This window comes from Clavibacter sepedonicus (genome assembly GCF_000069225.1).
Lineage (GTDB): Bacteria > Actinomycetota > Actinomycetes > Actinomycetales > Microbacteriaceae > Clavibacter > Clavibacter sepedonicus.
On sequence record NC_010407.1, the window covers coordinates 495561 to 519768 of the forward strand.

General features: G+C 72.5%; 25 protein-coding genes, 1 tRNA gene and 1 pseudogene. 7 read left to right on the forward strand and 20 right to left on the reverse strand.

The features are described from left to right. Positions 1-17: 17 nt before the first annotated feature. The 9 genes from kdpC to CMS_RS02330 all read right to left on the reverse strand — a co-directional run bounded on the left by kdpC (position 18) and on the right by CMS_RS02330 (position 8410). Positions 18-626 carry a potassium-transporting ATPase subunit KdpC gene (gene kdpC / locus CMS_RS02285; RefSeq protein ID WP_012297910.1) on the reverse strand — a complete coding sequence of 203 codons (609 nt, stop codon included), beginning with the start codon at positions 624-626 and terminating at the stop codon, positions 18-20. 32 nt (positions 627-658) lie between these two features. Beyond that, the gene (kdpB, locus tag CMS_RS02290) at positions 659-2812 is read right to left on the reverse strand and encodes a potassium-transporting ATPase subunit KdpB (protein WP_012297911.1); all 2154 of its coding nucleotides are present in this window, start codon (positions 2810-2812) and stop codon (positions 659-661) included. Further along, the gene (kdpA, locus tag CMS_RS02295) at positions 2809-4485 is read right to left on the reverse strand and encodes a potassium-transporting ATPase subunit KdpA (RefSeq protein WP_012297912.1); all 1677 of its coding nucleotides are present in this window, start codon (positions 4483-4485) and stop codon (positions 2809-2811) included. The genes kdpB and kdpA overlap by 4 nt, the downstream gene beginning before the upstream one ends. Then, positions 4485-4589 carry a K(+)-transporting ATPase subunit F gene (kdpF, locus tag CMS_RS02300; protein ID WP_041464319.1) on the reverse strand — a complete coding sequence of 35 codons (105 nt, stop codon included), beginning with the start codon at positions 4587-4589 and terminating at the stop codon, positions 4485-4487. Before kdpF ends, kdpA begins: the two co-directional genes overlap by 1 nt. A 279-nt stretch (positions 4590-4868) precedes the next feature. Next, on the reverse strand, positions 4869-5192 hold the full coding sequence (locus CMS_RS02310) for a putative immunity protein (RefSeq protein ID WP_012297914.1): 324 nt from the start codon (positions 5190-5192) through the stop codon (positions 4869-4871). A gap of 94 nt (positions 5193-5286) precedes the next feature. Next, positions 5287-6609, reverse strand: coding sequence for a HipA domain-containing protein (locus tag CMS_RS02315; RefSeq protein ID WP_012297915.1), 1323 nt, complete (start codon positions 6607-6609; stop codon positions 5287-5289). Further along, positions 6602-6871 (reverse strand): helix-turn-helix domain-containing protein, encoded by a 270-nt coding sequence (locus CMS_RS02320; RefSeq protein WP_012297916.1) that lies wholly within the window; start codon positions 6869-6871, stop codon positions 6602-6604. The genes CMS_RS02315 and CMS_RS02320 overlap by 8 nt, the downstream gene beginning before the upstream one ends. Positions 6872-6948: 77 nt before the next feature. Further along, positions 6949-7749 carry a sulfite exporter TauE/SafE family protein gene (locus CMS_RS02325; RefSeq protein WP_012297917.1) on the reverse strand — a complete coding sequence of 267 codons (801 nt, stop codon included), beginning with the start codon at positions 7747-7749 and terminating at the stop codon, positions 6949-6951. A gap of 7 nt (positions 7750-7756) precedes the next feature. After that, the gene (locus CMS_RS02330; RefSeq protein WP_407637327.1) at positions 7757-8410 is read right to left on the reverse strand and encodes an NADPH-dependent F420 reductase; all 654 of its coding nucleotides are present in this window, start codon (positions 8408-8410) and stop codon (positions 7757-7759) included. Positions 8411-8884: 474 nt separating this feature from the next. Between CMS_RS02330 and CMS_RS02335 the strand changes: the two genes are divergently transcribed. Further along, the gene (locus tag CMS_RS02335) at positions 8885-9586 is read left to right on the forward strand and encodes a GAF and ANTAR domain-containing protein (protein WP_012297919.1); all 702 of its coding nucleotides are present in this window, start codon (positions 8885-8887) and stop codon (positions 9584-9586) included. A gap of 50 nt (positions 9587-9636) precedes the next feature. Then, positions 9637-10365: a GAF and ANTAR domain-containing protein gene (locus tag CMS_RS02340; protein WP_012297920.1), complete on the forward strand. Its 729-nt coding sequence runs from the start codon at positions 9637-9639 to the stop codon at positions 10363-10365. A 31-nt stretch (positions 10366-10396) separates the two neighbouring features. On the opposite strand, the gene CMS_RS02345 is transcribed toward CMS_RS02340, so the two are convergent. Beyond that, a complete protein-coding gene (locus CMS_RS02345) occupies positions 10397-11038 on the reverse strand; it encodes an HAD-IA family hydrolase (protein WP_012297921.1) in 642 nt (213 codons plus the stop codon). A 248-nt stretch (positions 11039-11286) separates the two neighbouring features. On the opposite strand from CMS_RS02345, the gene CMS_RS02350 reads away from it, so the two are divergent. Both CMS_RS02350 and CMS_RS02355 read left to right on the forward strand, forming a co-directional pair. Then, complete coding sequence (locus tag CMS_RS02350) at positions 11287-11787, forward strand: hypothetical protein (protein ID WP_012297922.1); 501 nt, start codon at positions 11287-11289, stop codon at positions 11785-11787. Positions 11788-11844: 57 nt separating this feature from the next. After that, a tRNA-Ser gene (locus CMS_RS02355) sits at positions 11845-11934 on the forward strand. Between the two features lie 108 nt (positions 11935-12042). On the opposite strand, the gene CMS_RS02360 is transcribed toward CMS_RS02355, so the two are convergent. Both CMS_RS02360 and CMS_RS02365 read right to left on the reverse strand, forming a co-directional pair. Continuing rightward, the gene (locus CMS_RS02360; protein WP_012297923.1) at positions 12043-12663 is read right to left on the reverse strand and encodes a response regulator; all 621 of its coding nucleotides are present in this window, start codon (positions 12661-12663) and stop codon (positions 12043-12045) included. Beyond that, positions 12660-13838 (reverse strand): sensor histidine kinase, encoded by a 1179-nt coding sequence (locus tag CMS_RS02365; protein WP_012297924.1) that lies wholly within the window; start codon positions 13836-13838, stop codon positions 12660-12662. The genes CMS_RS02360 and CMS_RS02365 overlap by 4 nt, the downstream gene beginning before the upstream one ends. 149 nt (positions 13839-13987) lie before the next feature. On the opposite strand from CMS_RS02365, the gene CMS_RS02370 reads away from it, so the two are divergent. Together CMS_RS02370 and CMS_RS02375 are read left to right on the forward strand one after the other, a co-directional pair. Next, on the forward strand, positions 13988-15109 hold the full coding sequence (locus tag CMS_RS02370) for an ABC transporter permease (RefSeq protein WP_041464321.1): 1122 nt from the start codon (positions 13988-13990) through the stop codon (positions 15107-15109). Next, a complete protein-coding gene (locus CMS_RS02375; protein ID WP_012297926.1) occupies positions 15106-15834 on the forward strand; it encodes an ABC transporter ATP-binding protein in 729 nt (242 codons plus the stop codon). The genes CMS_RS02370 and CMS_RS02375 overlap by 4 nt, the downstream gene beginning before the upstream one ends. Positions 15835-16299: 465 nt before the next feature. On the opposite strand, the gene CMS_RS02380 is transcribed toward CMS_RS02375, so the two are convergent. The 7 genes and pseudogenes from CMS_RS02380 to CMS_RS02410 all read right to left on the reverse strand — a co-directional run bounded on the left by CMS_RS02380 (position 16300) and on the right by CMS_RS02410 (position 22730). Next, complete coding sequence (locus tag CMS_RS02380) at positions 16300-17031, reverse strand: hypothetical protein (protein ID WP_198433870.1); 732 nt, start codon at positions 17029-17031, stop codon at positions 16300-16302. 18 nt (positions 17032-17049) lie between these two features. Next, on the reverse strand, positions 17050-17727 hold the full coding sequence (locus tag CMS_RS02385; RefSeq protein WP_133064089.1) for a DUF3883 domain-containing protein: 678 nt from the start codon (positions 17725-17727) through the stop codon (positions 17050-17052). Positions 17728-17875: 148 nt separating this feature from the next. Then, positions 17876-18511: a helicase-related protein gene (locus tag CMS_RS17695; protein ID WP_223842699.1), complete on the reverse strand. Its 636-nt coding sequence runs from the start codon at positions 18509-18511 to the stop codon at positions 17876-17878. After that, complete coding sequence (locus CMS_RS17700; RefSeq protein WP_223842700.1) at positions 18466-19020, reverse strand: SNF2-related protein; 555 nt, start codon at positions 19018-19020, stop codon at positions 18466-18468. The genes CMS_RS17695 and CMS_RS17700 overlap by 46 nt, the downstream gene beginning before the upstream one ends. After that, positions 18932-19894 carry an IS481-like element IS1121 family transposase gene (locus CMS_RS16455; protein ID WP_012296866.1) on the reverse strand — a complete coding sequence of 321 codons (963 nt, stop codon included), beginning with the start codon at positions 19892-19894 and terminating at the stop codon, positions 18932-18934. The genes CMS_RS17700 and CMS_RS16455 overlap by 89 nt, the downstream gene beginning before the upstream one ends. Before the next feature lie 95 nt (positions 19895-19989). After that, positions 19990-22257: pseudogene (locus CMS_RS02405) on the reverse strand (amino acid adenylation domain-containing protein); the annotation flags it as partial. A 104-nt stretch (positions 22258-22361) separates the two neighbouring features. Beyond that, on the reverse strand, positions 22362-22730 hold the full coding sequence (locus CMS_RS02410) for a GntR family transcriptional regulator (RefSeq protein ID WP_012297930.1): 369 nt from the start codon (positions 22728-22730) through the stop codon (positions 22362-22364). Positions 22731-22853: 123 nt separating this feature from the next. On the opposite strand from CMS_RS02410, the gene CMS_RS02415 reads away from it, so the two are divergent. After that, complete coding sequence (locus tag CMS_RS02415; protein ID WP_012297931.1) at positions 22854-23225, forward strand: hypothetical protein; 372 nt, start codon at positions 22854-22856, stop codon at positions 23223-23225. 10 nt (positions 23226-23235) lie between these two features. Here CMS_RS02415 and CMS_RS02420 read toward each other — a convergent pair whose 3' ends face one another. Beyond that, the gene (locus tag CMS_RS02420; RefSeq protein ID WP_041464324.1) at positions 23236-24183 is read right to left on the reverse strand and encodes a hypothetical protein; all 948 of its coding nucleotides are present in this window, start codon (positions 24181-24183) and stop codon (positions 23236-23238) included. Positions 24184-24208: the final 25 nt, after the last annotated feature.

Genomic DNA, 24208 nt, shown 5'->3' on the forward strand with positions numbered 1-24208 from the left:
CCCGCGTGGTGCGGGCCTCAGCCGCCGAGGCCGGCGAGCGCGATGTTCAGCTCGAGCACGTTCACGGTCGGCTCCCCGAGGTAGCCGAGGTCGCGGCCCTGCACGTGCTCGTCGACGAGGCGCTCGACCTGCTGCTCGGGGATGCCCCGGGCAGAGGCGGCGCGCGCCACCTGCTCCCGAGCGTATTCCGGGCTGATGTGCGGATCGAGCCCCGACGCGGACGCGGTGAGCGCGTCGGCCGGGATGGTGCGCGGATCCACACCGTCGGACGCGGCGATCGCGGCCTTCCGCTCCTCGATGGACGCGACCAGGTCCGCGTTCTCGGGGCCGAGGTTGCTGCCGCTGGACGCGGACGCGTCGTAGCCGTCGCCCGCGGCCGACGGCCGGGACTGGAACCACTCCGGGAGGGCGGTGCCGTCGGAGTCCTGGAAGGACTGGCCGATCAGCGAGGATCCGACGACCTGGCCGTCGACGGACACGAGCGAGCCGTCCGCCTGCGCGGGGAGCGCGAGCTGGCCGATTCCCGTGACGACGGCCGTGTAGCCGACGCCGAGGACGACGGTGAGGACGGCCATCGCGCGGACGGCGACGCCGGCGGTGCGGAGGGACTGGCGGGGGGAGGACATTGCGTTTCCTTGTCTGGAGTGGGAGGAGGGGATCAGAAGCCGGGGATCAGGCTGACGACGAGGTCGACGAGCTTGATGCCGATGAACGGCGCGATCACGCCGCCGACCCCGTAGACGAGCAGGTTCCGGCTGAGCACCTTGGAGGCGCTGAGCGGCCGGTACTTGACGCCGCGGAGGGCCAGCGGGATGAGCGCCACGATGATCAGCGCGTTGAAGACGATCGCGGAGAGGATCGCGGACGCCGGCGAGTGCAGCTGCATCACGTTGAGCACCGCGAGCTGCGGGAAGACGCCCGTGAACATCGCCGGGATGATCGCGAAGTACTTGGCGATGTCGTTGGCGATGGAGAACGTGGTGAGCGCGCCGCGCGTGATGAGCAGCTGCTTGCCGATCCGGACGATGTCGATGAGCTTGGTCGGGTCCGAGTCGAGGTCGACCATGTTGCCGGCCTCCTTCGCGGCCGAGGTGCCCGTGTTCATCGCGACGCCCACGTCGGCCTGCGCGAGCGCGGGCGCGTCGTTGGTGCCGTCGCCGGTCATGGCGACCAGGCGGCCGCCCTCCTGCTCCTTGCGGATGAGCGCGAGCTTGTCCTCGGGCGTCGCCTCGGCGAGGTGGTCGTCGACCCCGGCCTCGGCGGCGATGGCGCGGGCGGTGAGCGGGTTGTCGCCCGTGATCATCACCGTCCGGATCCCCATCGCCCGCAGCTCCGCGAAGCGCTCCTTCAGGCCGTCCTTCACGACGTCCTTGAGGTGCACGACGCCGAGCACGCGGCCGGATCCGTCGGCGTCCTTGGTCGCGACGACGAGCGGGGTGCCGCCGCCGTTCGACACGGCCTCGACGGTGCGGGTGAGCTCGTCGCGGACCAGCTGCGGCAGCGCGCGGCCGCCCTCCTCGATCCAGGCGAACACGGCGGACGACGCGCCCTTGCGGACGATGCGGCCGTCGGGCAGGTCGACGCCCGACATGCGGGTCTGCGCGGTGAAGGGCACGTCGACACCGCGCGGCAGCGTGACCGTGTCGAGGCCCTGCGCGACCGCGAGGTCGACGACGCTGGATCCCTCCGGCGTCGGATCCGCGAGCGACGACATGGCCGCGGCCCGGGCGAGCTCCTCGCCCGTCACGCCGCCCACGGGGATCAGCTCGCTGGCGCGGCGGTTGCCGTACGTGATGGTGCCGGTCTTGTCGAGCAGCAGCGTCGTGACGTCGCCGGCGGCCTCGACCGCGCGGCCCGACATCGCGAGCACGTTGCGCTGCACGAGCCGGTCCATGCCGGCGATGCCGATGGCGGAGAGGAGGGCGCCGATGGTGGTCGGGATCAGGCAGACGAGCAGCGCGATGAGCACCGGCACGCTCACGGTCGCCGCCGAGTAGGAGGCGATCGGGTTGAGCGTGAGCGCCACGATCACGAAGACGATCGTGAGGCTCGCCAGCAGGATGTTCAGCGCGATCTCGTTCGGCGTGCGCTGGCGCGACGCGCCCTCGACGAGGCCGATCATGCGGTCGACGAAGGTCTCGCCGGGCTTCGAGGTGATGCGCACGACGATCCGGTCGCTCAGCACCCGCGTGCCGCCCGTGACGGCGCTGCGGTCGCCGCCCGATTCGCGGATGACGGGGGCCGACTCGCCCGTGATGGCCGACTCGTCGATGGAGGCGATGCCCCACACGACGTCGCCGTCGCCCGGGATCGACTCCCCGGCGACCACCACGACCGTGTCGCCGAGGGTGAGGTCGGCGCTCGAGACCTCGCGGAGCTCGGCGCGCTCGGCGCCGGGATCGCCCGCCTGGTCGTCGGACGCGACGACGTGCGCCATCGTGCTGGTCCGGGTCTTGCGGAGGCTGTCGGCCTGCGCCTTTCCGCGGCCCTCGGCCACCGACTCCGCGAGGTTCGCGAAGACGACCGTGAGCCAGAGCCACAGGGCGATCCCGGCCGTGAAGGTCGCGGGCACGGCGCTGCCGCCGGAGGATCCCGCGCCGCCCGTGAAGGGCTCGGCGATCGCGAGCACGGTGGTGAACGCGGCGCCGACCTCGACGATCAGCATCACCGGGTTCTTCCACATGAGGCGCGGGTCGAGCTTCCGGAACGCGCCGGGGAGCGCCTCGGCGAGCTGCCGGGCGTCGATGGCCCGGGCGCGCGTCGCGGCGGGAGCCGCTGCGGTGTCCGCCTCGGGGGTGGTCAGGACGGTCATGATGCGAGCCCTTCCGCCAGGGGACCCAGCGCGAGAACGGGGAAGTAGGTGAGAGCGGTCACGATGACCGTCACCCCGATGAGGAGGCCGACGAACTGCGGCCGGTGGGTGGGCAGGGTCCCCGAGGTGGTGGGGATGCGGTCCTGCGCCGCGAGGGATCCGGCGAGCGCCAGCACGAGCACGATCGGGACGAACCGGCCGAGCAGCATCGCGACGCCGAGCGCCGTGGTGAACCACGGCGTCGATGCGGTGAGGCCGGCGAACGCGGATCCGTTGTTGTTGGCCGCCGAGGTGAACGCGTAGACCACCTCGGACAGGCCGTGCAGCCCGCTGTTGAGGATCGACGTGCCCTCCACGTCGTCGCGGACGGCGGGGATCGCGAAGCTGAGCGCGGTGCCGACGAGCACGAGGATCGGCGTGACGAGGATGTAGAGGCTCGCGAGCTTGATCTCGCGCGGCCCGATCTTCTTGCCGAGGTACTCGGGCGTCCGGCCGACGAGCAGGCCCGCGACGAACACCGCGATGACGGCGAGCACGAGCATGCCGTAGAGGCCGGATCCGACGCCGCCGGGGGCGACCTCGCCGAGCATCATGTTGAGCATCGGCATCATGCCGCCGAGCGCCGTGTACGAGTCGTGCATCGAGTTGACCGCGCCCGTCGAGGTGAGCGTGGAGACGGTGCCGAACAGCGCCGAGCCGATGATGCCGACGCGCTGCTCCTTGCCCTCCATCGCGGCGCCGGCCGCCATGGGGGCGGATCCCGCGCCCTGCAGCTCGAACAGCGTGAGCGCCGTGAGCGACGCGACCGCGATGGTCGCCATCACGGCCGCGATCGCGGTGCCCTGGCGGGTGTCGCCGACCATCTTCCCGAAGGTGCGGGGGAGCGAGAACGGGATCACGAGCATCAGCAGCACCTGGAACGCGCTGGTCCACGCGGTCGGGTCCTCGAACGGGTGCGCGGAGTTCGCGTTGAAGAACCCGCCGCCGTTCGTGCCGAGCATCTTGATCGCCTCCTGCGAGGCCACCGGCCCGCCCGGGATCGTCTGCGTGCCGCCCGCGAGCGTCTGCACGTCCTGGAAGCCGGCGAAGTTCTGGATCACTCCGCCGGCGATGAGGACCACCGCGGTGACGAGCGAGAGGGGGAGGAGCAGGCGGAGGGATCCGCGGATCAGGTCGACCCACATGTTGCCGATCGTGCCGCTGCGCGTGCGGGCGAAGCCGCGGACGAGCGCGATCGCCACGGCGATGCCGACGGCCGCCGAGACGAAGTTCTGCACCGCGAGCCCGGCGAGCTGGACCGTGTAGCCCATGGTCGCCTCGGGCGAGTACGACTGCCAGTTCGTGTTGGTGACGAACGAGACGGCGGTGTTGAAGGAGATGCCCTCGGGCACGGCGGGGAGGCCGAGCGCGTAGGGGAGGAACGCCTGGAGACGCTGCATCCCGTAGACGACGAGGACGCCGACGAGCGAGAACGCGAGCACCGCGCGGAGGTAGGCGGGCCAGGTCTGCTCGGAGCGGGGATCCACGCCGATGAGGCGGTAGATGCCCCGCTCGACGCGGGTGTCGTGGCGCGACTCGTACATGCGCGCCATGAGGTCGCCCAGCGGGCGGTGGACGAGGACGAGGACCAGGACGACGGACGCGACCTGGAGGATGCCGGCGAGCGTGTCCATCAGAACTTCTCGGGGCGGATCAGGGCGTACACGAGGTACACCACGGAGGCGATGCCGAGCACCGCGGCGGCGAGGCCGGCGGCGTCGGCGAACGAGGTGATCACAGCTTCTCCGCTCCTCGCCCGACGAGGGCGACGAGGGCGAACAGGACGATGGCGCCTGCGATGTACACGAGGTCGAGCACGGGGATCCTCCGGTGAGGGTGCCGCGGCCGGTCGGACGCGGGTGCCCGTCGGGGGCACGAGGCACCACTAGACACCTCGCGCGCGGGCGTCCTCACGCATCCATACGGTTCCCTCACGGTGCCGCGGGGAACCTCACGACACTCCTACGCGGGGGCCGGCGGGGCGCCGGTCAGACCGGGATCGGCAGGCCGACGGGTGTCAGACGATGTCGTCGAACACGCCCCAGCAGATCGCGCTGCGGGCGCTCTGGTCGGCGAGGACGGCGGCGCGGAAGTGCGCGGGGAACCGCGCCGGATCCGGCAGCCCCTTCCCGGCGTCGTTGGCCCGGAACGACTGCTGGTGCGCCTCCCTCATCGGCACCTCGCCGCGCACCCAGCCGCGGGCGGCCTCGAGCGTCGTGCGCAGCCTCGGATCCTGGGGCCGCTCGGCCTCGAACAGCGGCAGCACGTGCTCCGCGCACGCGATCGCCCACAGCGCGAGCGCCCGGTGGTCGCTGTCGGTCAGCGTGCCGCCGCGGCGCACGGTGATGAGGGCGGGGTCGCGGTGCGTCGGGAGGATGGGTATGCGGGAAGGCTGCCAGGGGTCGCCGCGTGACGCCAGCGTGGGCGTCGGGTGGTCACCTGCGATCGTCGGGCGGGGAGGCCAGATCGACGTACGTCGACTCCGTGGCCCAGCCGCGCTCGACCGCCTTGGCGTGCACCGCGTCGACGACGGCGTGGGCCGGCGCGACGAGTGCGGGATGCTCCGCGAGCTCGGTCGCCGCGTCGGCGTACGCGGCCGAGATGCCATCGCGGATGTGATCGATCCGCGCGTCCGCGAGATCCGCGTCGACACGGAGCCGTCGCGCCGCCTTCTGGAGGTGGCGTCGACCGATCGTGGAGAGCCGGTACTCGTCGCCGACCTTCATGGCGGAGCGCTCGGCCTGAGGGCCTCCGCCGTAGGGTGCGTAGGTGGCGAGGTCGTAGAGCGGCGCGAGCTGCTGGCCGTTCCCGCGCAGCAGCACCGAGAAGTTCTTGGCGTGGGCGTCTGTCGCCCATGCGGCGATGTTGAAGACGATGGCGTCGAAGAAGCGGATGCGGGCCGCCGCAGCCTCGGCCGGGTATTCGAACTCGGTGAACAGGTCGGCGGCCTGCGCGATCCCCGGCCCGCCCTGGTCCTGGTACTTGCGGCCCGGCATCACGGAGAGCGCCTGGCAGAGGTCCTCCTGGTGGAGGCGCCGCCACCGGTCGCCGCCCTCGCGCCTGTCGTACCGGTGCGAGACGACGACGGAGAGGTCGTCGCCGAGGTCGAGCACATCGGTCCGGGCGGTCTCGAGCCCGAGGGATGCGGCGGCCCGCATGGTGAGGAACTCGTTCACGTCGTGGTGCGCGAAGCCCGGGATCGCCGGCTTCAGGATGTGCGTCGTCGGGGTGGAGTCCTGCGGGATGCCCCACGCGCCGGAGGCGAGCCGGTGCAGTGCGACCTTCCGTTGTGCTCCCGGCAGCGACCACTTCCCCTGCAGGGCCGCCGGCGTGGTCGCGGCGCCGGAACGCAGGTCGGACATGAGGTCGCGGAACTCCTCCACGGAGAGCGGCGTGACGTCGCCCTGGGCGCGGGCGTCGTCGTCGGCCTCCTCCGACTCGGGCAGGACCTGGACGGCCCCCGGGGCGTCGCGCCCGATGTGCCGGAGGACGGAGAACGCGTCGGCGGTCGTCCGCAGCCCGTGCGTCCGTCGGATCTGCTCCAGCGCGTCGGCGCCCTCGGGGATGAGGCCCGAGAAGTAGGCATCCACCGCCCGCGGCGGCAGGCGCGCGCCGAAGGGGAGCGACATGGACAGCGGCGTAGCTCCGCGCCTCTCGGCGTAGGCGGCGTCGTAGTTGAAGTCGACGCGGCCGGCTGTCGTGCGTTCGTAGCGCCCGGCGAACCGGCCGTCTAGGTAGACGCTCAGGGCCTCACTCATCGTCGTCCTCCCATGGCTGGTCGAACGGCGAGGGCGAGCCGGCATCGGTGGCCCGCGGGTCGATCGTGAGGCTCAGCTCGCACCCCAGCGCGCGGACGACGCGCATCACCGACCCGAGCTCCGAGCGAACCTTCCCGCTCTCGAGGCGCACGACGTACTCCCGCGAGACCCCCGCGAGCCCGGCGACGCCCGCCTGCGTGAGCCCCAGCTCCTCCCGCCGGTGGCGCAGCTCGGCGGCGAGCGTGCGCGTGGTCCTGGCCATGCCGCCTCCTCGTGTGATCGATCGATCACCTCCGAGTATGTGATCGATCGATCACCGAGTCAAGAGTGATCGATCGGTCACGCGCCCCACTCCGCCACCACATCCGACCCCACCTTCACGATCAGCACCGCCACCACCACGATGAACGCGATGCGGATGAAGCGGCTGCCGCGGGCGACCGCCATGCGGGATCCCGCGTAGCCGCCGACCATGTTCGCGACGCCCATGCCGAGCGCGAGCGCCCACAGCACGTGGCCCTGCGGGATGAAGAACGCGAGCGCCCCGAGGTTGGTCGCGACGTTCACGATCTTCGCCTTGGCGCTCGCGAGCACGAAGTCGTAGCCGAGCGCGGTGATGAGCGCGATGATCAGGAAGGTGCCTGTGCCGGGCCCGATGAGGCCGTCGTAGAAGCCGATCACCACGCCGAGCAGGGCCGCGATCCCGTGGTGCTTCCGGCCCGTGTGGCGGATCGCCGCCACGTCGCCGAGCTGCGGGCGGGCGATCGTGACGACGGCCACGATGATCAGCGCGACCACCACGAGCGGCTTGAACACCGACGACGGCAGCAGCGCCGCGAGGCTCGCGCCGCCGTATGCGCCGACCAGCGCGACCGCGGCCATGGGCAGCGCGGTGCGGAGATCCGGATGCGTGCGCCGGTACCAGGTGACCGCGCTCGTGGTCGTGCCGAACAGCGACGCGAGCTTGTTGGTCGCGAGCGCCTCCACCGGCGTGATCCCCGGCACGAGCAGCAGCGCCGGCAGCTGCAGCAGGCCGCCGCCGCCGACGACCGCGTCGATCCACCCGGCCGCGAGCGCCGCGAGCAGCATGAGCAGCGCGACCGTGAGCGTGATCTCGCCGAGCGAGCCGCCGATGTCCATGCGCGCGCTACTCGGCGGCGCGGGAGGCGTCGCGCGTGACGTCCGCCGTCTCGAGCGCCACCAGGCGGCGGATCTCGTCGGCGTCCACGTTCACGCCGAAGAGCGAGCGGCCGGGCTCGAGCACGCGGCCGGCGCTCAGCGGGCCGATGTCGACGGGGTCGAAGCCGAACGCGTCCACGAGGGCGGCGACCGTGGCGCGGGCCCAGTCGTCGTCGCCCGCGACCGCGATGCCCTTGCGGCCGGGTGCGCCGGCGGGCCGGGGCCCCTCGTCGAGGTCGTGGTACCCCATGTGGTTGAAGGCCTTGACGATGGTCGCGTCGGGCAGGAAGTCCTGCACGAGCTCGCTCGTGGACGAAGCGGGGTTCGCGAGGTCGTCGCGGTGGCCGTCGACCTCCCACCAGTAGTTCATGGCGTCGACGACGAGCTTGCCGCGCAGCTCGGCGACGGGCACCGAGGGCAGCTTGCCGAGGGGGAGGGCGAGGATCACGACGTCGGCGCGCGCCGCCGCGTCCGCCGATGTGGTGGCGACGGCGCCCGGCGCGAGCACGTCCACGATGAGGGCGATGCGCGACGGATCGCCCGAGCCCGAGATGAGCACCTCGTGCCCGGCGGCGATCGCGCGGCGGGCGAGCACGGTGCCGACCTTGCCGGCACCGAGGATCCCGACGGTGGCGGGTCGCGCCGCCTCCGACGCGGGCAGGTCGGGTCGCTCGGAGGGGGGCGTCGTGGAGGCTCATGACCTCCATTCTCCGCGGACATCGGACATGCCCTCGACCCCGGGTCCGTCGTCATCTAGCGTGGGCGACGGTCCTGCGGCATCACGGTGCAGGGCCGGGCGGGACGCATCCGAACCTCGATCCGACGCCGATCGTGGATCCGGTACCCGCTCGCGCACGGCCGCGGCGATGCGCCGCGGACCGGGCACGGAAGCCTCACGAAGTCAGCCCGGACCCCCGCTGATGGCGGGTCCGCGACGCGGACCCGCCGGCCCCGTCCCGCCTGCGAGACCGGATGACGGCGGCATTAGGCTGTCGTGCGATCGACACCCGGTCCTCAGCTCCGCTGCCCATCTCGCGGACCCGACGGGCCATGGAGGCTCTCGTGAAGACACGCACACCCCCTCATCCGGTGGCGCATGCCTAGGCGCGCCGCGGTGGCGGACGCCGCGGAGGCGCTCGAGCGCGCGGGGAACCGGGGATCCGACCTGTCCGGGCCCCTCGCCTCCGTGTTCGGCGTCAGCGGCGCCGCCGTCTCGACCCTCGGGGATCCGCTCGGCAGCGAGACCGTCTCCGCGTCGGACGAGCGGGCGGCCCGGCTCGACGAGATCCAGCTCGACCTCGGCGAGGGCCCGTGCTGGGAGGCGATGACCAGTCGCGTGCCCGTGCTGGAGCCCGACATGCGGACCTCGGCCGGCACGTCCTGGCCGCTCGCCCGCCACGCCATGCACGAGGCGGGCCTCGGCGCGGTCTTCGCGTTCCCGCTCGAGCTCGCGGGCCTCAGCCTCGGCGCGGTGGACCTCTACTCCCGCACCGCCCGCGACATCTCCGACCGGGAGGTGACGGACGCGACCGCGCTGTCCCGCATCGTCGCCCGTCAGGTCCTCCGCCGCGCGCTCCTGACCTCCGAGGCCTGGCGGGAGGAGACTGATGCCTGGAAGGGCCGGTACTCGCGCCGCGAGGTGCACCAAGCCACCGGGATGGTCGTCGCCCAGATGGGCATCTCCCCGACTGATGCGCTCCTCGTCCTCCGGGGCCACGCGTTCGCCACGGGACGCCCCGTCCGGGACGTGGCCGAGGACGTCGTCGGGCGCATCCTCGACTTCACCCCGGAACGCTGATGCGGACCGACGACACCCCACCGTCCGAACGACCCAGAGGGAGCACCACGATGCCGGAGACCCGGGAAGAGCTGCTCGTCCACACGTTCGTGAGCCTCGCCGACTCGCTCGTGGGCGACTTCGACGTGCTCGACCTCCTGCAGACGCTGGTCGATCAGACCACCCTGCTGTTCGACGCGAGCGCGGCGGGCATCATCATCGGGCCGGACGCCCAGCACCTCGAGGTCGTCGCGTCCACGAGCGAGAAGAGCCGCCTCGTCGGGCTGATGCAGCTCGAGGTCGGGGAGGGCCCGTGCGTCGAGGCGGTGACCACCGGCCGGGTCGTGTCCGTGGCCGACGTGCGTGAGATCGCCCACCGCTGGCCGGCCTTCGCCGAGCAGGCCGCGGGCGCCGGGTACGTGTCGGTGCACGCGATCCCGCTGCGGCTGCGCGGGCGGGTCATCGGCTCGCTCAACCTCTTCCGGGATCACGAGGGCGTGCTCAACGAGGCCGACGCCACGGCCGCGCAGGCGCTCGCCGACGTGGCGACGATCAGCGTGCTCCAGGAGCGGACGATCCGCGACAGCGGCGTCGTGCACGCCCAGCTCCGCCACGCGCTCGACAGCCGCGTGGTGATCGAGCAGGCCAAGGGCGTCATCGCGCACACCCACGGCGTCGACATGGACGAGGCCTTCCGGCTGATCCGCCGCGAGGCACGCGACACCAGCACGGCGATGCCGGTGGTCGCGGCGGGCATCGTCGAGGGTCGCGTGAGGATCCGGGCGGCGGCGCGGCCTTAACGGCTCGGCGGCGGCCCGGGCGGCCGCGGCGTCAGGCGAGCGTGCCGGCGAGGATCCGGTCGAGCGTCGAGAGGCCCTCCCAGACGTGGGCGTGGAAGCTGGCCTCGCGGGCGGCGTCGACGTTGGCGGGCTTGTCGTCGACGAACAGGATCCCGTCGGCCGGGCTGGCCAGGCGCTCCGCGGCGAGCGGCCACACGTCGGCGTCGGGCTTCGCCGTGCCGATCCGCGCGCTCACCAGCACCACGTCGAAGCGGGCGCCCCAGCCTGCGGGATCCTCCAGCACGTCGGCGAGCTCGTGCGGCGCGTTGGAGAGGATCGCGAGCCGGTAGCCCGCGGCGACGGCGCGATCCAGGGCGGCGAGCGTGTCGTCGCCGGGCGATGCCCAGCGGCGCTGCTCGATGGCGACGAGCTCGGCGAGGTCGTCCTCGCCCGGCGCGGGCAGGCCGAGGTCGCGGGCGACGGCCTCCCAGAACTCCCGGGCGCTGCCGCCGCGGTCGTACGGCTCGCGGTGCGCGTCGAACGCGTCGCGGACGCGGGCCTCCGCGTCCTCGCCACCGGGGGCGTCGGGATCGAGCGCACGGCTGATCGCCCCGATGTCGTCCGGCCGGGTGATGAGCACGCCGCCGATGTCGAAGAGCAGCCAGGGGAGGGCGGGGTCGCGGTTCTCGGGCACGGGTCTCCTTCAGGACGAGCGGACGGGTCCCTTCGAGCATGCCCGCTGCGCGCCCGGAGCGTCCGCGGCGTCCACGGCAGTGCGGATCCCGTGAGGGTCGGGCGTGCAGGCGCACGGCTTCCGTCAGGGCCGGCTCCCGCCGCCGTCCGCGGCGGTAGACCTGCTGCCATGACCCTCACCGCGATCCTCCCGTCGCTCCGCCGCAGCATCCCGGATACCCTCGCCGCCGCCCTCTGGCCCGCAGCACCATGGCCACCACCACCGACCTGCGCGTCGGCGACGTGTCCCTCGTCGCGCTCGCCGCGGAGCGCGGCACGCCCTGCACGACTACGGCCGCCGCGGTCGATCGGTGCAGCAGCGGACGCGCATCGCGCACGGTGCGCGCCTCGGCGGTCGTGCTGCGGATCCTCGCCGTCGCCCCCGCGACCGCCGACGCCCCGCGCGCCCTGCTCGTCGACGCGGACGTCGCCGGCTTCGCCTGCGCGTGGGAGGAGGCGCGGCTCATCGGCCGCGCGTCCACCGCCGCGGCGCGCCCCGCGGAGGTCGGCGGCCGGGCCGTGCGCCTCCCCGCCGACCTCGCGGCCGGCGACCTCCTCGCGGTGCCCGTGCCGGCCGAGGTGGAGGTGCGGGGGATCCGCGTGGTCGACGCGTCGACGCCCGTGACGCTCCCGCATACGGCACGGATCGCGTCCGCCCCGGTGCGCGTCGAGGCGCCCATCCGGGTGCGAGCCCTGGCACCCGCGCGCTGATCCTGCGGCCGTCCGCCCCGTGCGGGCGCGCCGCCGCCCTGTACTACACTCGATCCCGGTGGCGTGTCCGAGCGGCCTAAGGAGCACGCCTCGAAAGCGTGTGTGGGGGAGACTCCACCGTGGGTTCAAATCCCACCGCCACCGCCAGAAGGGTCCGGCACCGCGCCTCGCGCGCAGCCCGGCATCCGCGCGAAGGGCCCCGGGAGACCGGGGCCCTTCGTCGTGTGCGGGGTCGATGTGGGCCGGGCCCGCGCCTCACCGCAGCACCCCCATCTCCCGCGCCGCAGCGACCGCGGCCGTGCGCGAGCTCACGCCGAGCTTCGAGAAGACGTGCACGAGGTGCGACTTCACGGTCGCGTCGGTGATGTGCAGGCGCGCGGCGACATCGGTGTTCGACGCCCCGTCGGCGACGAGCCGCAGCACCTCGATCTCGCGTGACGACAGGCTCACGCGCGGGGCGCGCATCCGGGCGAGCAGGCGGCTCGCGACCGCGGGCGCCAGCGCGCTCTCGCCGGCGGCGGCCGCGCGCACCGCCGCGAGCAGCTCGGCCGGCGGCGCGTCCTTGAGGAGGTAGCCGCTCGCGCCCGCCTCGACCGCGCTGAGGATGTCGCCGTCGCTGTCGTAGTTGGTGAGGATCAGCACGTACGGGGCCGCCTCCGCCTGGCGGATCTGCCGGGTCGCGTCCGCGCCCGTGCGCTCCTGGCCGAACTGGAGGTCCATCAGCACGAGGTCGGGATCCTCCGACGCCGCGAGCGCGACGGCCTCGGCGGGGGTGGCCGCCTCCCCGATGACGTCGATGTCGGCCGCCGCGTCGAGGACGGCGTGGAGCCCGGCGCGGACCACGGGGTGGTCGTCGGCGATGACGATGCGGATCACGACGGCCCGACCCCCAGGACCGCCGTGATGATGGTGCCCCGGCCGGGAGCGCTGTCGACGTCGAGGGTCCCGCCGAGCTGCTCCACGCGCTGCGCCATGGCGCGGAGGCCGAACGAGTCGGAGGCGCCGGCGTCCGCGGCTGCCCGGGCCGGGTCGAAGCCCGCCCCGTCGTCGCGCACGGTGAGCGTCGCGTGCGCGGCCGTGACCGTGAGGCCGATCTCCACGACGCTCGCGTCGGCGTGCTGCGCCACGTTCGCCACGGCGCCCTGGGCGATGCGCAGCAGGGCCGTCTGCACGTCCATCGGCAGCGGCGACTCGAGCGGCGGGACGGCCACGTCGATCCGCAGCCCCTCCCGGCGCCACTGCGCGCTCAGCCGGCCGAGCGCCGCGCCGAGCCCCGCGTCGAGCGAGGGCGGCGCGAGCTCCCGGATGAAGCGGCGCGTGTCGGCGAGCCCGTCGGCCGCGGTCGCCCGGGCCAGGCGGATGTGGTCGAGGCCCGGCCGGTCGCCGTCCGCCGCCTCGGCCGCGTGCAGCAGCATCTGGATGCTGCTGAGGCCCTGCGCGACGGTGTCGTGGATCTCCCGCGCCAGTCGCGCGCGCTCCGTCAGCACCCCCTGCTCCCGCTCGGTCGCGGCGAGGAGGTCGCGCGTGGCGATGAGCTCCGCGAGGAGCGCCTCGCGCTCCGCGGACTCCCGCGCGAGCGCCCGGTAGCCGAGGCCGATGAGCAGGGCGACGCCGGCGCCGACGAGCGGGCCGATCACGCCGCCGATCGTGAACCCGCCGTGCAGCCCGAGCGCCACGACCGCGACGAGGGTCGCGACGACCACGGCGACGGGCCCCACGGCGCGGGGCAGCGCGTGCAGGTAGAGGAAGAAGAGGGGGAAGACGAGGTACGCCGCGTCCGGCACCAGCACGAGGAGGGCGATCCACGCGGCGGTGAGCGCGGTGATCCACACGGCGCCGACCGCGGCCCGGCGCGACACCCGCACCAGCCGCACGCGCGCGCCGAGCAGGTAGAGCACGGCGAACGCGGCCGCCAGCGCGAGCGCGATCCCGGTGCGCGGCCCGTCCGCGACGAGCACGCGCACCACCACGAGCGCGAGCAGGGCCGCGACGAGCACGTGCAGTCCGGTGCGGAGCCCCACGAACACGGGGGAGAGGGTGCTGTGGGCCATGTCCCCTGGAGCGTACGGCGGCGAGCGCGGGAGCGGATCAATCGAAAGTGGGAAGGAGGGAGCAGACCTCTCCCCGATGGATGCGGGGAGCCCGACGGCGAGTCTGGTCACGGCGGCGGGGAAGGACCCCGGCGCCGGAAGGATCCAACGTGTTCGTCGCCTGGCGTGATCTCCGATTCGCCCGGGGGAGGTTCGTGCTCATCGGTGCGGTCGTCGCCCTCATCACCCTGCTCGTGGGATTCCTCGCGGGCCTGACCGGCGGGCTCGCCGCGCAGGACGTGTCGGCCGTGCTCGGCCTCCCCGGGGACCGCCTCGTGCTCGCGCAGCCGGACTCCGGGCAGCCGTCGTTCGCGCAGTCGTCGCTCGACGACGCCACGGTCGCGGCCTGGCGAGGCACCTCCGGGGTCGCGGCGGTGACGCCGATCGGCATCGCGCAGGGCCGGGCGACCGGCGCGGGGGCGGCGGGCGGCGCGGGAGCCGCGGGCGGCGCGGATGCGGATGCGGATGCGGTCGCCGTCGCCCTGTTCGGGATCCCGTACGGCGCCCCTGCGTCGACGGTCACCGACCTGGCGCCCACCGCGGACGACGAGGTCGGGCTGTCGTCCGAGGCGGCGCGCGCCCTGCACGCGGACGTCGGCGACCCGGTCACGATCGCGGGCACCGCCTACCGCGTCGCCTCGGTTGGCGGTGACGCCTCCTACAGCCACACGCCCGTCGTCGCGCTGACCCCCGAGGCGTGGTCCGCGGCCGACCAGCGCCTCGGCGGCGACGGCGACGCGACCGTGCTCGCCGTCTCCGGATCCCCCGACTGGTCCGCCGCCGCGAGCGCCACCCGCACCTCCGCCTCGCCCGCCCTCGCGAGCCTCGGCGCGCTCGAGACCTTCAAGTCCGAGATCGGATCCCTCGCACTCATGATCGCGATGCTGTTCGGCGTCTCCGCGCTCGTCGTCGGCGCCTTCTTCACCGTGTGGACCATGCAGCGCGCGGGCGACATCGCCGTGCTGAAGGCGCTCGGCGCGTCCGACGCGTCCCTGATCCGCGACGCGCTCGGCCAGGCGCTCGTCGTCCTCGTGCTCGCGATCGGCGCGGGGATCGCGGTGGTCGCCGTCCTCGGATCGCTCGCGGGCGGCACCCTCCCGTTCCTGCTGAGCCCGCTCACGACCCTCCTCCCGGCGGCCGCCATGGCCGTCCTCGGGCTCGCCGGCGCCGCCGTCGCGCTCCGCACCGTCACCCACGCCGACCCCCTCACCGCACTCGGGAGCAACCGATGATCCACCTCGACGACGTCACCCTCACCTTCCCCGACGGGGACTCCCGCATCACCGCGGTCGACCGCGTCTCGCTCACGGCGCCCGCGGGCGTCGTCACGGGGATCACGGGGCCGTCGGGCTCCGGCAAGTCGTCGATCCTCGCGGTCGCCGCGACGCTGATCCGGCCCGACTCCGGGCGCGTGCTCATCGGCGACGTCGACGCCGCGACCCTCAGCCGCAAGGAGGCGACCGCGCTGCGGCGCGACGGCATCGGGATCGTCTTCCAGCAGTCGAACCTCGTGCCGTCGCTCACCGCACGGGAGCAGCTGCTGGTGATGGCCGAGCTCGGCGGGAGCGGCGGATCCGCCCGGCGTCGGGCCGTCCGCCGTCGCGCCGACGCCCTGCTGGACGCGGTGGGCCTCATCGCGCACGCCGGCAAGCGCCCGGCCCAGCTCTCCGGCGGCCAGCGGCAGCGCGTCGCCATCGCCCGCGCGCTCGTGAACGAGCCGTCGGTGCTCCTCGTCGACGAGCCCACGAGCGCGCTCGACCAGGAGCGCGGCGCGGAGATCATGGACCTCATCGCCCAGCTGACCCACGCCCAGGGCACCGCGACCCTGCTCGTGACCCACGACCTCGTGCACCGCGCCGCGCTCGACCGGCTCGTGACGGTGGTCGACGGGCGGATCGCGGGCGTCGACGAGCCCGGCGACGCACGGGCGGCGGAGGCGGTCGCCGCGGCGCGCTGACCCGGGCGGCGGCCGGCGCGGCCCGCCGTGACGCTTAGATTCCGCACAGCGGTCGATGGTTCCGTCGAAAACGAAGACGGCTCCTCAATCAACGGCTGGTACAAGCACGGCATGGCGACTAGGAGGGGTAAAAATTAGCGCCAGCTTTGTCGAACACGAACACAATGCTTTACTCGGCTCGTATCACAACAACCTGCCTGAACGTCACACCTTGGCCGCGCCAAAGGCGATGTTGGCTCGCCGCGGCAGCTTCAACAAGGGGGAGCGGTCGATTCGGTATCGGGACTCCATCGCGAGTAGAAGTACGCGGGCGGCGAGTTCCAGCGCGGAGTCCAGCGTGCTCTGCGTCTGAATCCGGCTGCGGGGCGTCTACACATCTGACCTGTACCCGGTCTCCAACTCCGAGCGCCGGGTGCGCGAGCTCGATGTCGAGCGGCTCTCCACCCTCCAAACATCGTTCGCTGGCTACTGCTGGCCTCGCAGCCATTCGGCGAGCTCCGGACGCAGATCGACGGGAGTCCGAAGGTACGCTGCCCATGCGCGGTCGAACTCAGTCATGCCTCGCCGGCCGCGCTCCATCCAGCGGAGTAGCCGGCGACGGGCACCTGCGCTGAGCCCGCTAGTGGCCGCAATAGCGACGCCCATGTCGATCGGTACGTTGTCCTGCCCGGACCTGCACCTGTTGCACTCGGTCACGAGCATTTCGGTCTCGGAGCCCTCGATCGTGCGCACCTTCCGTCGCGAGACCGACAGGACGGCCGTCATGACCGGATCATCCCGATATGGCTCCGCGCCCGCAATCCCGCACAGGGTGCACATGTAGCCGTCGCGCGCGAGTACTGCCCTCCGTTCCTTGCTCGTGATGGCCTTCCGCGGCGCAGCCTTCCTGCGCTCCTGCGGATCCCACACGGCCACTCCGGACTTCACGAATCGCTGATCCTCCGACTGCAGGGACGCGTCTTCGGTGCTGGAGCGCACGACCCACCCCCAGTCGCTCAGGTCACGAATGCGCCTGTCCACTTGCGAGACACCGGGAAAAGCCTCCCGCAACTGGCTCTTCGTGAAGGTGCCTCCCTCGCCGACGACCTGCAGTAGCCACAGCGCCCCGCGAACCATCGTCCCTGTTGACGGCTCGGGGTCGTCCCACGCTGGTTGTTTCACTGCTTCCTTCCCATTCCCATCTACCGATTGCTTCATTGGCAGCAGCTCACGCGACTACGCCCCGCTCCATGGCGGAAGCGCGCCCGCTGCATCTGCCCCGAGCTGCAGTACGCGGTCCTCGATGACCGCGGAAGGCACCTCGATCTTGCACGACGCCCAGCTGACGGACGACGTTGAGTCATGCGGCACGTTCGCTGTGATCCAATCTCTGGGAACGGTGCCGACGCCGACCACTTCGAAACTGGAATTCAGACGCACCGCGACCAGGACCCAGTGCCTGTCGCGCAGCATGACTTCGCACTCGTGGCGCGACAAATAAGCTGTGAACCGTCCGGCCCGCGTCGTGCTCTTCACTTCTAGGTGGGCGGCGACGGGGTCTTGGGTGAAAGCGATGTCGTAGCCGAATCCGTCGGACCACGTCGACACGTGGTCGACACGCCCGTCAGTGCCGTCCCGCAGCATCTGGACAAGCGCCACTTCTCCTGCCGCGCCGATTTGCTCGCGCACGGCGGTGTCGACCTTGCCCCAGCTGCTGACGAGCTGTTCGTACACCTCACCCCTACCGACACCCAGGGCCTGCCCGGCGGAGACTATGTCCGACGGGAGATCGTCGGGCGACCGAACGAGCTGGTCAGCATCCTGAAACCACGTCGGCGCGGCGTTCTCGAAGATCGCGCGAAGGATGCGGCTGGCGGGAGGAGCACCGGACCCCGGCAAGCCCAGGAGACCCATGTCGCGGAGCCACGCAAACGCGATGGCGTACTGAGTCGGTGATAGGTCGCTGTACTTCCTGTGGGTCGTGAGTAGAGATTGAGCGCGCGGGATGCCTCCGCTTACTGGGACGATCTCCAGCCAGCGCCTGGCCGCAAGCAGGACTGGCTCAGGTGGAAGGCGCACGCAAGTGCCCCATCAGTGCTTGGAGGTCGCCGTGGTCAAGGCCGCCACCGATAGGGGGCTCCTCGTCGAGATCGGCAAGCTGCTGAACCGCGGGATCGTCGAGGATGCCGCCCATGAAGGCCAGCTTGGCGCCGAGCCGCGCCGCCACGACCTCGTCAACGGTGCGCTCCGAGGCGAGAACGGTGACGCGGGTCGAGGTACCGGGCGGGAGCCCAAGGCGGTGGATCCTGTCCAGGCTCTGGAGGAAGCGGCCGGCCGCGAAGTCGCGGTCAACGTAGACGGCGTCATGGCACTCGTGGTGCAGGCTGATTCCTTCCCCGAGCGTCGCGGGGTTTGACAGCAAGACCATGCAGTCGTCGTCGTGCTTGAACCGCCGGATCTGCTCGTCCCGATCCGGCGTGCCCCCGTGCACGACCGCGGGACCAAAGCGCCCGAGGACCCGCTCGAGGGTGTTAATGCTCCGAATGAAGGTCGACCAGACGAGCGTCTTGCGGCCGCGGGCTGCGTTCTCACTGACGATCGCGAGCACTTCTTGGTACTTGGGCGACATCTCGTACGCGGGCAGGTCCTGCATCAACTGGTAGAGCGTCGAGCGTTCCGGGACCGGCAGCGGCGGCACGCTATACGCCAGCGGCTCGCACCGACCGCGAGCAGCGCAGGGCTGGTCGCGGCCATAAGCATGTAGACCAGGATCTGGCCGAGCGCCTGAAAGTCGCCTTCGTGCCCCGCGGCGCGGGCGGAGAACTGACCGACGAGAGCTTCGTATATCTCGGCGTGCAGCGGGGGCAGTGGGATGGTGCGGATCGTCGTCTCCACAGCGGGCAGGTCGAGCTCGCTTTTGGTCGTGCGCGTGAAGAGCGGCCTGAGTATGCGGCTCGCGTCGGCCAGGCTCCCGCCGTTGACAGCCCGGATGACGCTCTGGCGCCCCGTCCCCGGCCAGACGAACCCGAAGAGGTTTTCCAGGTCCTTCGCGCCGTTGGGTGCCGGGGTGCCGGTCAGGATCAGCCGCCGCCTGCTGCGGGGGCCTAGCTGTACTGGGTCATGACGTTGGTGACACTCGGGCCGCGGGCGTGAGCCCGTGGCTTGAGTGGATTCGTTCAGTGTTGTAGTGCTCGATGAAGGGGTCAAGCGCGTCGGCGCGGTGTTGGTTGCTGGTGAAGGGTTGCCGGTAGGCCCACTCGGTCGCGAGGGTCCGGTTGAAGCGCTCGACCTTGCCGTTCTGCCAGGGGCAGTGCGGGCGGATGAACTTCTGCCGCGCGCCCAGGTCCTGGACGGCGTTCTTGAACGCGGTCGAGTGCCGGTAGGCGAACGCGTTGTCCGTGATGACCCGCTCGATCCGGGTGATCCCGCGCCCGGCGAAGTACGCCGCTGCGCGGGTCAGGAACCCGGCCGCGGTCGCGCCTTTCTCATCGGGATGGATCTCCGCGTAGGCGAGACGGGTGTGGTCATCGACCGCGGCATGGACGTAATCGAACCCGATCCCGCGGCCGCGGACCTGCTCGCTGCGCCCGTGGACCCGCCAGCCGCCTCCGTCCGGGATCCTCCCGAGCTTCTTCACGTCCACGTGGATCAGATCACCCGGATGCTCGTGCTCATACCGGTGCGCCGTTGACCGGGATGCCCGGATCACGGCCCCGGTTACAGGGTCCAACCATGCCAACGGCGGCGCCCCGTGCCGGCGCAGGATCCGGGAGATCGTACGGGATGGAACACCTGTCACCGGCGCCAGCCGCGCAGGACCCGCCCGCAACTGGGCCCGCGCTTCCAGCACGGCCCGTTCCCGCTCCGGGCTCGTTCGCCTCGGTACTGACCGGGGCCGCGATGACCGATCCGTCAGCCCTCGCAGCCCCTCGGCACGGAACCGGTTCACCCATCGATGCGCGCACTGCCGCGACACCCCCAGCTCCCGCGCGACGTGCGCGACCGGCCGACGATCCTCCACCACCCGCCGCACGAGGAGAACCCTCCCGTGAACCGTCAGACGAGCATTACCGTGGGACATCGAGGCCTCCTGGCGATGGTTGAACTGAACAGCTCCATCAAGCCAGGAGGCCTCTTCACACGCCCCGAAGTGTCACCAACGTCACGGCCGAGTACACCTAGCGCCCGCGCGTAGTACGTGATCCACGGCGCGCCCGCGAGCCCCACCGCGCCGATCTGCTGCGCGATCTGCTCGGCCAGCCAGATCCGCAGGTGCCAGCGGCCGCCGCGCGGGTGGTCGCCGGGCTCGAGGCCGCGGAGGAGCAGGCGCGCGGCGGCCGCGGAGATCGCCATGCGGCCGAACGGCGTCGCGAACAGGAGGAGACCGGGCACGAGCACCCACCACGAGACGTCGGGCAGCGCGTCGAAGCCGCCGAGCGGGCGCAGCAGCGCGCTCGCCGTGAGCAGGAGCGCGAGCCAGCGGAGGCTCTGCAGGGCGAGCAGGGGCGCGCCGAGCAGGGTCTGGATCCACTGCGTGCGCCGGGGCGTCGGCGTCACGTCCACGCGCGGGCCGCTGCGCTCCGCCCGCGGCGCGCGACCGGCGATGGCCGCGTGCATGGCGCCGAGCCGCGGGTGAGCGTAGACGTCGGCGACCGTGAACTCGGGGTCGATGGTGCGGATCCGGGCCACGAGCTGGGCCGCCGACAGGGATCCGCCGCCCAGGTCGAAGAAGTTGGCGTCGGCGCTCGCGATGGGCGTGCCGAGCGCGGCCGACCACATCTCGGCGAGGGGGCGCAGCTCGGCGTCGAGGTCGGCGCCGTCGTCGCCCGCGGCTCCCGGCAGCGGCCAGGGCAGCGCGGCGCGGTCGACCTTGCCGGAGGTCCGCGTGGGCAGGGAGTCGACCACGCCGATGAGCGGCACCAGCGCGGCGGGCAGCGCGACGCGGAGGCGCTGCACGGCGTCCTCGCGCGAGAAGGCGGCCGGATCCCGCGGCACGAGGTAGCCGACGAGGACCTGGTTGCCCGCGCCGGTGGTCTGCACCGCGACGGCCGCGCCCTGCACGTCGTCGAGGTCCTGCAGCGCCGCCTCGATCTCGCCCAGCTCGATGCGCCGGCCCCCCACCTTCACCTGGTCGTCGGCGCGGCCCTGGAAGACGAGGCCCGCCGCCTCGAAGCGCACGAGGTCGCCCGAGCGGTAGGCGCGATCCCAGCCGAGGGCGGGGAACGGGGCGTACTTCTCGGCGTCCTTGGCGGGATCCAGGTAGCGGGCCAGGCCGACGCCGCCGATGATCAGCTCGCCCACGCCGCCCTCGGGCACGCGCGCGCCCTCGGCGTCGACGACGGCGAGCGTCCAGCCGTCGAGCGGCAGGCCGATGCGCACGGGACCCGGGCCGCCGAGCGGCGCGGCGCACGCGACGACGGTCGCCTCGGTGGGGCCGTAGGTGTTCCAAACCTCGCGCCCGTCGGTCGCGAGCCGCTGGCCGAGCTCGGGCGGGCAGGCCTCGCCGCCGAAGATCAGCAGTCGGACGTTCTCGAGCGACTCCGCGGGCCAGAGCGCCGCGAGCGTCGGCACGGTCGAGACGATTGTCACGCCGTGCGTGGTGAGCCAGGGCCCGAGGTCCATGCCGCTGCGGACGAGGCTGCGCGGCGCCGGCACGAGGCACGCGCCGTGCCGCCAGGCGAGCCACATCTCCTCGCAGCTGGCGTCGAACGCGACCGAGAGGCCGGCGAGCACGCGGTCGCCCGGGCCGATCGGCTCCTCCGGGAGGAACAGGCGCGCTTCCGCGTCGACGAAGGCCGCGGCCGAGCGGTGCGAGACGGCGACGCCCTTGGGGGTGCCGGTGGATCCCGAGGTGAAGATGATCCACGCGTCGTCCTCGGGCGCGGGCGGTGCGACGAGCGGCAGCGCGGAGGTGGAGGCGTGCGCGGCGGCGGCGGGGAGGATGCGGAGCGCGGCGGTGGCTGCGTCCGTCGCGGCGTCCGCGGCGGTCTCGGCGGCATCCGCGGCCCGCGGCGTGTACTCGCCCGTCCCCGTCACGACGCCCGCGACCCGCGCCTCGCCGAACACGAGTCGCGCGCGCTCGTCGGGGTCGTCCGCGTCCACCGGCACGTACGCGGCACCCGCGGCGAGCACGCCGAGCACGGTGACGTAGAGGTCGCGGGATCCGGACGGCATGCGGATCCCCACCCGGTCGCCCTTCGCGACGCCGGCCTCCCGCAGCGACGCGGCCACCTGCACGACGCGCGCCATGAGCTCGCGGTAGCTGAGCGCGCCCTCGCCGTCCTCGATGGCGGACGCGTCGGGGTGCGCGGCGACCGTGGCCCGGAGCACGTCGACGAGCGTGCGCGGCGGCGTGACGGCGTCGGCCCGGTCGAGCACGTGCTGCATGCGGTCTGCCGCGGCGTCGTCGTGCGGCGTCGCCGCCTCCGGGGAGGACTCGGGCATGTGGTCTCCGTTCGGATCGTGCGGCGTGCGTACTGTCCGGCCTCCGGGTGAACGGGAGGTGGACTCGCGGCAACCCGGCGTCGCCGCCGTGCCCGGCGGATCCGTCATCCGGCCGCGAGCGCCTCGTCGACCAGGCGGCGCGCCTCGCCGTCGGCCACGCCGAGGCGCCCGGCGAGCTGCGCGTACGCGACGGCCGCCGCCCGCAGCGCCTGCGGCACGTCGTCCTGCGCGGCGACGTACGACCCGGCCCGCCCGCGCGTCTCGATCACGCCGTCGGCCTCGAGCTCCTTGTACGCCCGCGCCACCGTGTTGACGGCGACGCCCGCCTGCTCCGCGAGCGCGCGCACGGTCGGCAGCCGCGCGCCGACCGGAAGCTCGCCCTCGACCGCCCGGCGCGCGATCTCCGCGCGGAGCTGCTCGAAGGGCGGGGCCGCGGATCCCGGGTCGATGCGGTAGCCGGGCGCGGGATCCATGCGCCGAGGCTAGCGATGCCCGGGTGACCGACGGGCGCGACATGCAGGGGTCCGGTGCCCGCGGCCGCCGCCCGCGGGGGAGGATGGGGGAGCGGCACCCGGCCGCCGACAGGAGGTAGCCGCATGTCCGAGCTCGAGCTGATCACCATGTGGTCGCGCGCCCGCAAGCAGATGATCACGAGCCAGCTCGCCCCGGTCTTCCTGCTCACCTCGACGGTCGTGCTCCTGCGCACCGGCCTCGCCGACGCCGACCTCGGCACGCGCCTCGCCGCCGCGCTCATCCTCCTCGCGACGGGCGTCCTCGGCTCGGCCGTGCAGTTCTCCGTCAACTCGCAGGCCATCGCCATCGCGCGCGACCTCCGCGACCGCGGCGCGGAGTCCCACGCGGCCCGCACGGTCATCGCCGCCGAGGGCCTCACCAACCTGCTCCGCTACGCCATCCCGGCGCTCTTCGTCGTCATCTACGTCGTGATCCTGGTGGCGCTGTTCTCGTGAGGCTCCAACCTCACCTGGGTAGAACGATCGGCAACCACTGCTTTAAGGCGTATACGCCAGCAATGAAGCACGCGGTCCATGTGGGAGCCGCGAGTGCCATCAGAAGCGGTCTTCGCGTCAATCGTGATAGGAAAGCGGAAGAGTCGGCCGTGATGGTACGTCGAGATCTCTCCAGCAGCATCGCCGCGAATGCGATCGCCCCGACAGCTCCTCCGATCAGCGACGTGATGCTGAGGATCGTCTCGAGTTCCGCGACGCGTCGTGCGATCACCATCGTCACGACGAGGTTGAACGCCGCGCCGCGTCCGATGTAGTCAGCGCAGGTGGCACCCAGCCGTTGCCACCGGGCCCGATGCTCCCTCTCGGCCAGGGAGCTGACGCCGACACGCAGAAGGCCCCATCGCGCCGCCGCGAGTGTGCGTCGCACGTCGCCCAGGCTCTGAGCGCCGTTGATCTCCTGTCGAGCGCGCTCCTCGATCATGAGGAGTTGTGACCGTGAGCCCGATGTAGCAGCGGATATGCGCGCCGGGGATTCCCTGTCTGGGGAAGTGCGATCCGGGTGCGTGTCTCCGACAGCCTCACGACTGATGCCGACACCGACGGAGACGGATGTCAGCATCGCCTCCAGAGACACGATGTCCTCTACCGTCAGGGCTCCGCGCGCGTGCTTCTGGACGTCGCGGGCCCAGCTCGCGTCTGCGCGTCGCAAGCCAGCAAGAGGGCGGAAGAGCGTGGAGAAGCTGTGACGCACCTCGCTTACGGCGGATTGGGCGAAGGAGACGTCCCTCCCACCGTTGAGTGCGCTGATGCGTTCGGATGCGCATCGGTTGATGGCGTTCCTCGACGAGAAGGCACCTGTCCCGACCCACACGAGGAACCCTGCCCAGATGGCTCCTTCAAATACGGCTATCGCCAAGAAAGCGATGGTCGCCCTGTCGATGCTCTCCGAAAGATCCACGGCGCTCCGTCTCCTCGTCTCTCCC